Origin of the sequence: Ruminococcus sp. RTP21358st1_G6_RTP21358_211008, from assembly GCF_040908885.1 — a bacterium.
GTDB lineage: Bacteria > Bacillota > Clostridia > Lachnospirales > Lachnospiraceae > Blautia_A > Blautia_A faecis.
Window position 1 is genome coordinate 1 of record NZ_JBDGDM010000085.1, and the last position, 8,365, is coordinate 8,365.

General features: G+C 42.4%; 8 protein-coding genes and 6 tRNA genes. 4 read left to right on the plus strand and 10 right to left on the minus strand.

Annotated elements, in window-relative coordinates; translation table 11 throughout:
- Nucleotides 1-3 precede the first annotated feature (3 nt).
- From AB5Z12_RS20210 to epsC, 6 genes are all read right to left on the minus strand, one after another.
- A tRNA-Gly gene (locus AB5Z12_RS20210) sits at nucleotides 4-76 on the minus strand.
- A gap of 3 nt (nucleotides 77-79) precedes the next feature.
- Nucleotides 80-150 (minus strand) — tRNA-Gly (locus AB5Z12_RS20215).
- A gap of 40 nt (nucleotides 151-190) precedes the next feature.
- Nucleotides 191-263: transfer RNA gene (locus tag AB5Z12_RS20220), tRNA-Gly, on the minus strand.
- Nucleotides 264-266: 3 nt separating this feature from the next.
- Nucleotides 267-337 (minus strand) — tRNA-Gly (locus AB5Z12_RS20225).
- A 165-nt stretch (nucleotides 338-502) separates the two neighbouring features.
- Nucleotides 503-673 carry a DUF6783 domain-containing protein gene (locus AB5Z12_RS20230; protein WP_334298340.1) on the minus strand — a complete coding sequence of 57 codons (171 nt, stop codon included), beginning with the start codon at nucleotides 671-673 and terminating at the stop codon, nucleotides 503-505.
- A gap of 151 nt (nucleotides 674-824) precedes the next feature.
- Complete coding sequence (gene epsC / locus AB5Z12_RS20235; RefSeq protein ID WP_368368754.1) at nucleotides 825-1,751, minus strand: serine O-acetyltransferase EpsC; 927 nt, start codon at nucleotides 1,749-1,751, stop codon at nucleotides 825-827.
- A gap of 112 nt (nucleotides 1,752-1,863) precedes the next feature.
- Between epsC and AB5Z12_RS20240 the strand changes: the two genes are divergently transcribed.
- Nucleotides 1,864-1,951 (plus strand) — tRNA-Ser (locus AB5Z12_RS20240).
- 87 nt (nucleotides 1,952-2,038) lie between these two features.
- Nucleotides 2,039-2,109: transfer RNA gene (locus AB5Z12_RS20245), tRNA-Trp, on the plus strand.
- Between the two features lie 219 nt (nucleotides 2,110-2,328).
- Here the strand turns inward: AB5Z12_RS20245 and AB5Z12_RS20250 are convergent.
- Genes AB5Z12_RS20250 through modA form a run of 3 tightly spaced genes read right to left on the minus strand, consistent with a single transcriptional unit; the run spans nucleotide 2,329 to nucleotide 4,975 of the window.
- Nucleotides 2,329-3,381, minus strand: a complete 1,053-nt coding sequence (locus AB5Z12_RS20250) for a sulfate/molybdate ABC transporter ATP-binding protein (RefSeq protein WP_368368755.1) — start codon at nucleotides 3,379-3,381, stop codon at nucleotides 2,329-2,331.
- On the minus strand, nucleotides 3,381-4,076 hold the full coding sequence (modB, locus tag AB5Z12_RS20255) for a molybdate ABC transporter permease subunit (RefSeq protein ID WP_368368756.1): 696 nt from the start codon (nucleotides 4,074-4,076) through the stop codon (nucleotides 3,381-3,383). The genes AB5Z12_RS20250 and modB overlap by 1 nt, the downstream gene beginning before the upstream one ends.
- Nucleotides 4,077-4,087: 11 nt before the next feature.
- On the minus strand, nucleotides 4,088-4,975 hold the full coding sequence (gene modA / locus AB5Z12_RS20260) for a molybdate ABC transporter substrate-binding protein (protein ID WP_237963841.1): 888 nt from the start codon (nucleotides 4,973-4,975) through the stop codon (nucleotides 4,088-4,090).
- Nucleotides 4,976-5,372: 397 nt separating this feature from the next.
- Here modA and AB5Z12_RS20265 point away from each other — a divergent pair, with 397 nt between their 5' ends.
- Nucleotides 5,373-5,585, plus strand: a complete 213-nt coding sequence (locus AB5Z12_RS20265; RefSeq protein ID WP_118579240.1) for a molybdopterin-binding protein — start codon at nucleotides 5,373-5,375, stop codon at nucleotides 5,583-5,585.
- The gene (locus AB5Z12_RS20270; protein ID WP_368368757.1) at nucleotides 5,578-6,540 is read left to right on the plus strand and encodes a substrate-binding domain-containing protein; all 963 of its coding nucleotides are present in this window, start codon (nucleotides 5,578-5,580) and stop codon (nucleotides 6,538-6,540) included. Before AB5Z12_RS20265 ends, AB5Z12_RS20270 begins: the two co-directional genes overlap by 8 nt.
- Before the next feature lie 183 nt (nucleotides 6,541-6,723).
- Here AB5Z12_RS20270 and AB5Z12_RS20275 read toward each other — a convergent pair whose 3' ends face one another.
- Nucleotides 6,724-8,136 (minus strand): MATE family efflux transporter, encoded by a 1,413-nt coding sequence (locus AB5Z12_RS20275; protein WP_368368758.1) that lies wholly within the window; start codon nucleotides 8,134-8,136, stop codon nucleotides 6,724-6,726.
- Between the last annotated feature and the right edge of the window lie 229 nt (nucleotides 8,137-8,365).

Consider the following 8,365-nt stretch of genomic DNA (forward strand, 5'->3'; position numbering starts at 1 on the left):
AAGAGCGATAGACGGGGCTCGAACCCGCGGTCTCGACCTTGGCAAGGTCGCGCGTTACCAACTACGCCACTATCGCACAAGCGGGTGATGGGAATCGAACCCACGTATCCAGCTTGGAAGGCTGGTGTTCTACCATTGAACTACACCCGCACATCATATTCAGATGTGTTTACCTGACATTTGTCAGAAGAGCGATAGACGGGGCTCGAACCCGCGGTCTCGACCTTGGCAAGGTCGCGCGTTACCAACTACGCCACTATCGCATAAGCGGGTGATGGGAATCGAACCCACGTATCCAGCTTGGAAGGCTGGTGTTCTACCATTGAACTACACCCGCACATTTGTGCTTGTCTGTCACAACGAAGATTAGTATATCTGATGTTGGAATGTTTGTCAACAACTTTTTTGAAATTTTTTAATTTTTTCTTTTGTTCCTAAGATTCATGCAATATTCTTGTCTGTTAACGCATTCACACTAAAAAAATTATGATACAAATATTTTTCATGAGAGTTTTCCAGAGCATGCTTCAAAAAAGCTTTCTGCAAGATGTACGTCACAATTTGTGGGAGATTTTGCCCGGATGAAAGCGCCGTAGCGGGCTACGACAACTGAATTCGGGCGAAATATACCGCAAAGTGGGGCGTGCAGATTGGGGAATGATTTTTCAAACATGCTCTGGAGCAGTCAACAGTTACACGGTTCACCATATTCAAAGCGATGCATGTTACCAGATTCACACTACGACTTTCTGTTTTTCCAGAAATGATATTTTCTAAAATACCACCGTGCCTGTTCTGTTGACTGCCATTTTCTTTTTATTCCGTTAATTTTCCCAGTCCCAGACATTGGAAGCTTCCACATGTGTACGCGGCTTCTTGATCACCAGCTCCGGACTCTTTGCACTTACCTTGGAGTTTGCAGGTATCGATTCTGTAATAAATGTGTTTCCGCCGATGATCGTATTCTCCCCAATCACAGTTTCTCCACCAAGTACAGAAGAATTGGAATAAATGGTCACATTATCTTCAATAGTAGGATGACGCTTCACACCAGAAAGCTGCTGTCCTTTTCTTGTAGAAAGAGCGCCAAGGGTAACTCCCTGATACAGCTTCACATTATTTCCAATAGTAGTCGTTTCACCGATTACTACGCCAGTTCCATGGTCAATAAAGAAATATTCCCCAATCGTAGCACCTGGGTTAATATCTATTCCTGTGTGGTCATGAGCATACTCTGTCATAATCCTTGGGATAAACGGAACCTCCTCCAGATAAAGGATGTGTGCCAGACGATACACATAAATTGCCAGAAATCCCGGATAGGAGAAAATAATCTCCTCTTTACTCTTCGCAGCCGGGTCACCATCAAAGCCAGCCTGCACATCTTTCAGCAACATCTCCTGCACTTCCGGAAGCTGCTCAAAAAATCTGGAGGTTACCTGTGCTGCCTTGCCACATGCACTGGTCATATCCTCGCCAACATACAGAAAAGCCGTCTCGATCTGTGCCTGCATACGGTCAAACAGGTCATTGAGCAGATATCCGGTATAATGTTCCGGAAAAACGGCTGCTCCCGAATCAATATCGAAATATCCCGGAAAAATAACTGATCTCATTTCTTTCACAATATTAATAATCGCTGCACGGACTGGTAGATGTCTTCCACTCTTTGTCAGAAACAGCTCTTCCTTACGGTAATTGGCAGTCAGACGCTCTACTGCATTCTCTATGGATGTCTTTTTGTCACTCATAACTGGTCTCCTCGTATTTTGCTTTCCATTCATATTATTACACTATTCTTTTTACGTCAATAAAAAAAAGATTGACCTTTATCCAATCCCCCGATATAATGGAAAATGTCATGGAGATGTACCCAAGTGGCTGAAGGGTCCGCACTCGAAATGCGGTAGGCCGGGCAACTGGTGCGAGGGTTCAAATCCCTCCATCTCCGTTTCATAATTGTTTTCGTGCAAATTTTATTAATTTTGCCTTGACAACTGTTCCTTTTGTATGTATAATTGCAACAGAAACAAAACATAGGGGATTGGTCAAATGGTATGATAGGGGTCTCCAAAACCTTTGGTGGGAGTTCGATTCTCTCATCCCCTGCTCTTAAGCGTCAGAAATCTTGTAATTCAAGGTTTCCGGCGTTTTTTTATCGCAGCATCAGAGCTTGTTTAAAAAAAGTTCTAAAACATATCTGAAATAAAGACATTCTTCTACTATCCGTCTTCTGCAGACTTCGCAATACAAAATAAGGAATATGAAACAGCAAACCATTCCATGCTGTCTCATATTCCTTTATTATTCATTCAGAACCACCTTGTTTTATTTCTTCAACAACATCACATGCTCTGGTGGAAAATACAGATACTTTGGGATATTGTCCTTTGCAGTTTCCTGGAAATTCTTTTTCTGGCACATCCACCACAAAGTGCCGCTTTCTGCAGCCCCTTTATTACGAAACAGATACTGATGCTCAAAAGTATTTTCAATATACTCCTCAACCTGCACTTCCATGGTATTCTCACCAGCCTTAGTTGCCGGCCTCATCCAATGTCCCCGGATTCCAACATGGGTAATATCCTCTGTCACTTCCTGTTCTGAACGAAGCATAAGCTCCCAATCCAATGCATAAACCTCATGGCTGCCCATCTTCTGCACTGCAGAAAAATTCTTACATCCAGTCAGCCTTGCAGCCTCCAGATACTGAGGATTTTCGAAAATATCCCTGGTCTCACCAGTAAGAATATCTTTTCCATTATTCAACAGGGTCAGCTGACTGCAGAATTTATATGCCTCATCCCTACTGTGAGTTACCATGATCATATCGCCTTTGTAATCTTTCAAAAAATTCTGCATATCACGCTGCAAAATATCCTTCAGATACCCATCCAGCGCAGAAAAAGGTTCATCCAGAAGAATCACCTCCGGCTCTCCGATCATCATACGCGCAAGAGCCACCCGCTGCTGCTGACCGCCAGAAAGCTGCGACGGAAAATGCTTTTCCAGTCCCTCCAAATGATATCTTTTTATGTAATCTGCAACCTTCTGTGAAAGCTTGCTTTTTTCCCCTCGATACCCGCAGGCAATATTCTTTTCCACAGTCATAGTTGGGAAAAGGGCATAATTCTGAAACAGGTATCCAACTCTTCTCTCCTGAGGCTTTAAATTAATTTTTGCCTCAGAATCAAAAACAGTCTTCCCGTTAATAATGATTCTTCCGGAATCCGGAGTTTCAATTCCGGCAATACTGCGAAGAGTCATACTCTTTCCGCTTCCGGAAGCGCCCAGGATCCCTATAGATCCATCCTGCCCCTTCAGTCTTACATCCAGGGAAAAACCTTTAAAATTTTTCTGAATATCAAGTTCAATCGCCATTATATCCACCTTCTGGTCTGCATTCCTCTGCCGGAAGCAATATTAATTGCTGCAACCACCAGAAATGAGATCAATATGATCACTACGACCCAGAAACCTGCCATATCATAATTTCCAGCTGCAGTCTCTGATGCAATTGCAACAGAAACCGTCCTTGTCTTTCCAAGGATATTGCCGGCAAGCATGGAGGTTGCTCCATATTCTCCAATGGCACGGGCAAAAGCCAGTACAGTACCGGAAGCAATTCCAGGTCCTGCTGCAGGTATAATTACCTTCCAGAATATCCGGCTTTCACTCATTCCCAGAGTTCTTCCTGCATAGATCAAGTTCACATCCACCTGCTCAAAGGCCGCCCTGGCATTTCGATACATCAGTGGAAACGCGATCACAGAAGCTGCGATCACACATCCGATCCATGTCTGAACTACTTTAATGTCAAAATTATCCAGCAGAAAACTTCCGAAAGGCCTTTTCAGGCTAAAAAGCAAAAGCAGGCAGAATCCGGCTACTGTAGGCGGCAGAACAAGAGGCATTGTCAGAATCCCATCCAGCACTGCCCTTGCTCCCGGTTTCAGTTTCATGATCTTCCTTGCACAGAATACTCCCAGAAAAAAAGCAAATATAGTTGCTGCCATACCGGTTTTCAAAGAAATCCACAAAGGACTCCAGTTTATTTCACTGAGAAATTCTCCCATATTATTATCCTTTATTCTGCAGTGTCTTCAGATGCTTCCTCTGTCGGCTCTGCGGTCTCTTCAGCGGCTGCCGTGTCATCCGTTTTCTCGTCATTTACATAAGCTACAAATCCATATTTCTCAAATACTTCAAGAGCTTCATCAGACTGAAGGTACTCAAGAAATACTTCTGCTGCTGCTTTATCATCATCACTTGCTTCTTTATCTTCTACCATTCCGGCAGGGTAAAGTACAGGTGTTTTAATGCTTCCCTCCGGTGCCTCTGCAATAACCTCAACAGAATCTGCCACAGAAGCCGCATCCGTAGCATATACGATACCAACCTCATTACTGCCCTCACTTACAGATGCAAGTACATCTGTAACATTCTTACCCTCGTTGATCTCCATCTTGTTTACTTCATCTGTAATTCCAAGATTATCAAAAATCTCGCGTGAATACTGTCCAACCGGAACATCCTCTCCGGCAAGGGCAAGGTTTGCAGCATCTGGAATGTTCTCAAATCCGGTTACCTTGGTCTCTCCCCCCTTTGGTTTAATGAGAACAACTTTATTCTCAAGAAGATTCACTACAGAATCCTTGTCAGCAATCCCCTCGTCAACCAGTGCATCCATCTGCTTCGTAGCAGCTGAAAAGAAAATATCGCAGCGGGCGCCTTCCTCAATCTGAGTCTGCAAAGTTCCTGAACTGTCTGCATTGTAAAGAATCTCAACATCCGGATAAGTTTCATTAAAATTCTTCTGAATCTCTTCCATGGCGTTATTCAGGCTGGCTGCAATAAATGCGTAAACCTCACCTTTCAGTTCCGGTGTCTCTGCTTCAGCAGATACGAAAGTAGTTCCAAACATCATAGTTCCCATAACACCAGCCATAAGTGCTGCAAAAACTCTTTTTTTCATTTCACGCCCTCCATTCTTGTTGTATTTTGTTGTGTTTTGTTATGTTTTATTCAGTTTCATTCATTATACTTAATTTCATTTGCTATGTCAATTTGAATCTGCATTGTTTGTGCAATTTTTATTAGTTCACACAAATTTTTTTATTTTTCATTTTTTCTCCAACGAAACACTCCTTGTTATTTTCTTTCCAACATGCTATGATATTTAAATACTACCAATAATAAATACAAAAGGCAGCTGCTTCTCAGCTATGGAACACGTTCATACTCCTGTCTAATCTCCTACTTGCTCATATGTCCCGATCTGTCTGATATCCATCCATTCAGCATATAGACATAATGAATACACGGCTGTCGTTCAGGAATTTTGTAATAAATAATGAAAAGAGGATTTAAATATGAAATTAAGTGCACGCAATCAGTTAAAAGGAAAAGTTATCAATATCAATAAGGGAGCCGTTAACTCTATCGTCACAATTGATATCGGAGGCGGCAACATTATCACAGCTACTATTTCCTGTGCAGCTGTAGAAGAACTTGGACTTGAAGTTGGCTCTGACGCTTACGCAGTCATTAAGGCAACCAACGTTATGGTGGGAATTGATGAATAAACTTTATACTGCTCAGGAAATTGCAGACAAGCTTCAAATTAAGAAGACCACGGTTTATGAATTGATCAAACGTGGAGAATTATATTCTTCTAAAGTAGGAAAACAGCTTCGCATCAGCGAGCAGCAGCTGAAACAATACCTGGAGCGTTCCGGTTCCGGCAATAACATGCCAGATCAGAAAGCCGCTTCTTCCAGTACCCCTAACGGAAATCTGCAGATTCCGGAACTTCCTCCAGAAAGTTCCCTTTTGAAGAGGGATTATCTTCTCCACTCCAGCGGACTGATCCTTTGCGGACAGTTTTCCCCGGCTCTCGAACTTCTGATCAGCCAGATGTCCATTCACCCTCAGGGGATTCCAGTCCTTCAATCCTTTATGAACAGCTACAACAGCCTGTATTCTCTTTATTTCAAAAAGGCTCACGTAGCATGTGCAAGTCTGGATCTGGAACATATCCGCAGCCTTGTCCCAGGTGTACAGCTTTCTCTTTTATGCCTTTATGAGTATTCCATAGGGCTTTATGTTCCTTCTGGAAACCCTTTGAAGCTTTCAGGTCTGATGGATTTCGCCTGTAAAGACATAAAGATTGCCAATCGAGAAAAAGGAAGTACACCACGGATTTACCTGGACCAGTTTCTTTTCTCAGAAAAAATTTCGCCAGCCAGCATATCTGGTTACCATATTGAACTGGTATCTGATATTTCCACTGCCGCAGCTATTGCTACGCACAAGGCAGATTCAGCTCTTGGAGAAGAATACGCAGCACACCAGTCCGGACTTCTAGATTTTATTCCGCTTCAGACACTTCCTATGTATCTGGTCATGGAAACGGAAGCCCTTTCCCAGCCTGGATTCTCTGCTCTTCTTGAAATTGTACGGTCTGAAGATTTCCGAACGATTCTTCAGGGACAGACCGGATATAATGTGACACGGACAGGGGAACTGCTTTCTCTTTAAAATACCCATGGATAATAAAAATGCTTTTAATTTATTTACGCAGCTGCTGAACTGCTGTTTGAATAAATTAAAAGCATTTTTTCTTAGAGCTCATTTGAAAAAGCCTTTTTCAAACACGCTCCAGATAAGTCATTCGGTTAACAAAAAACTCTATTTGCAAAATAATTATCAGGCATTCCACGCCTATTTTCCGGAAACAATATTCTGCATCCATACACCTTTCTTAACCAGCACAACCCCCACAATACACTTCAAAATATCTCCCACCTGTACCATGGCAAAAACAGCCAACACGTGTAAACCTGTGAAGCGACTGAGGCAATACGCAATTGGTACACTGACACACCACACAAATACACTGTCAAATAAAAATGTAATGATCGTTTTTCCACCGGAACGCAAGGTAAAATATGAAGCATGCAGGAATGCGTTCTGCGGCATAAAAATTGCCATGATCATAATAAAGTATTTCGCCAGTTCCTGCGCATCCAGATTGGTGTTATACAGCTTTGGGAAAAATGGTGCGACAATCAGCATGACTAATGCCACTCCAGTGCAGCACATAACAGAAAATGCAATCATCTTATTATCTGTATCTCTGGCCTTCTTCATATTTCCCGCGCCTAACAGCTGTCCCACTACAATGGCAACAGAGTCTCCCAAAGCGATGAATACGACATTAAAAACATTATTAATGGTATTTGCAATATTCTGTGCAGCTACTACGTTTAATCCCCGAATAGAATAGCACTGGGTAAGAATCGCCATTCCAGCTGCCCAGAGAGTCTCATTAAGCAGCAGCGGAGTTCCTTTGATCAAAATCTTCTTTGTTAAATTAGCTGGTACCTTCAGCGTACTGTAAAGCCCTTTGGCAAAAGGCATTTTCTCTGTGTGGGTATGTGACCATATAATTATAATTGCAGCCTCCACATAGCGGGAAAGAACAGTCGCAATAGCGGCTCCCTGTACCCCCAGCTCCGGAAAACCAAATTTACCATAAATAAGAAGATAGTTGAATACAAGATTCACAAGTACTGCAGTAACTCCCGCCTTCATAGGCTGAACAGTCTCTCCGCATTCGCGAAGAGTACTGGAGTATGCCTGACTAATCATAAATGGCGGCAATCCAATAACCATGATCCACAGATACTGCATTCCATATCTGCTCGTAGCCTCCAGTGCTGCTGCACTTCCTTCGCCTTTCAGATACATGCCGATCAGGTTTTCTCCTGAGCACATTAAAATCAATATTGTTATAATTGTGAGCGCAATTACCAGCCATAATTTGTAGCGAAATGTCTGGCGCACACCTTCATGATCCTTCTGGCCTGCGTACTGAGCTGTAAAAATTCCAGCACCGGACACGCCTCCAAACAGACAAAGATTATATACAAAAAGAAGCTGATTTACAATGGCTGCCCCTGACATTTGCTCTGTGCCAATCCTTCCGATCATAATATTGTCCAGAAGACTGACAAAATTAGTGATACCATTCTGTATCATAATGGGTATTGCAATTGCAAGTACCATTTTGTAAAAGGCCTTATCTCCCAGAAATTTCTTCCGGAATCCAGGCTTAGTTACTGTGTTTTCCATTTATCGATTTCCCCCTTCATTTCCAAACTGTAAAACAGAATATTTGTTCTGTGATTACAGCGTGGTAGATACTAAGTTACTACATATTTTCAAATAATGCAATAGGTAAATGTAAACAAATGAGAAAATTTTGCAATAGGAACATACACACAAAAAAAACGATAACCAACCGGCTACCGTTTCCGTTCTGTACCTTCAAAACTACATACATGTTACATCCTAATGGAAT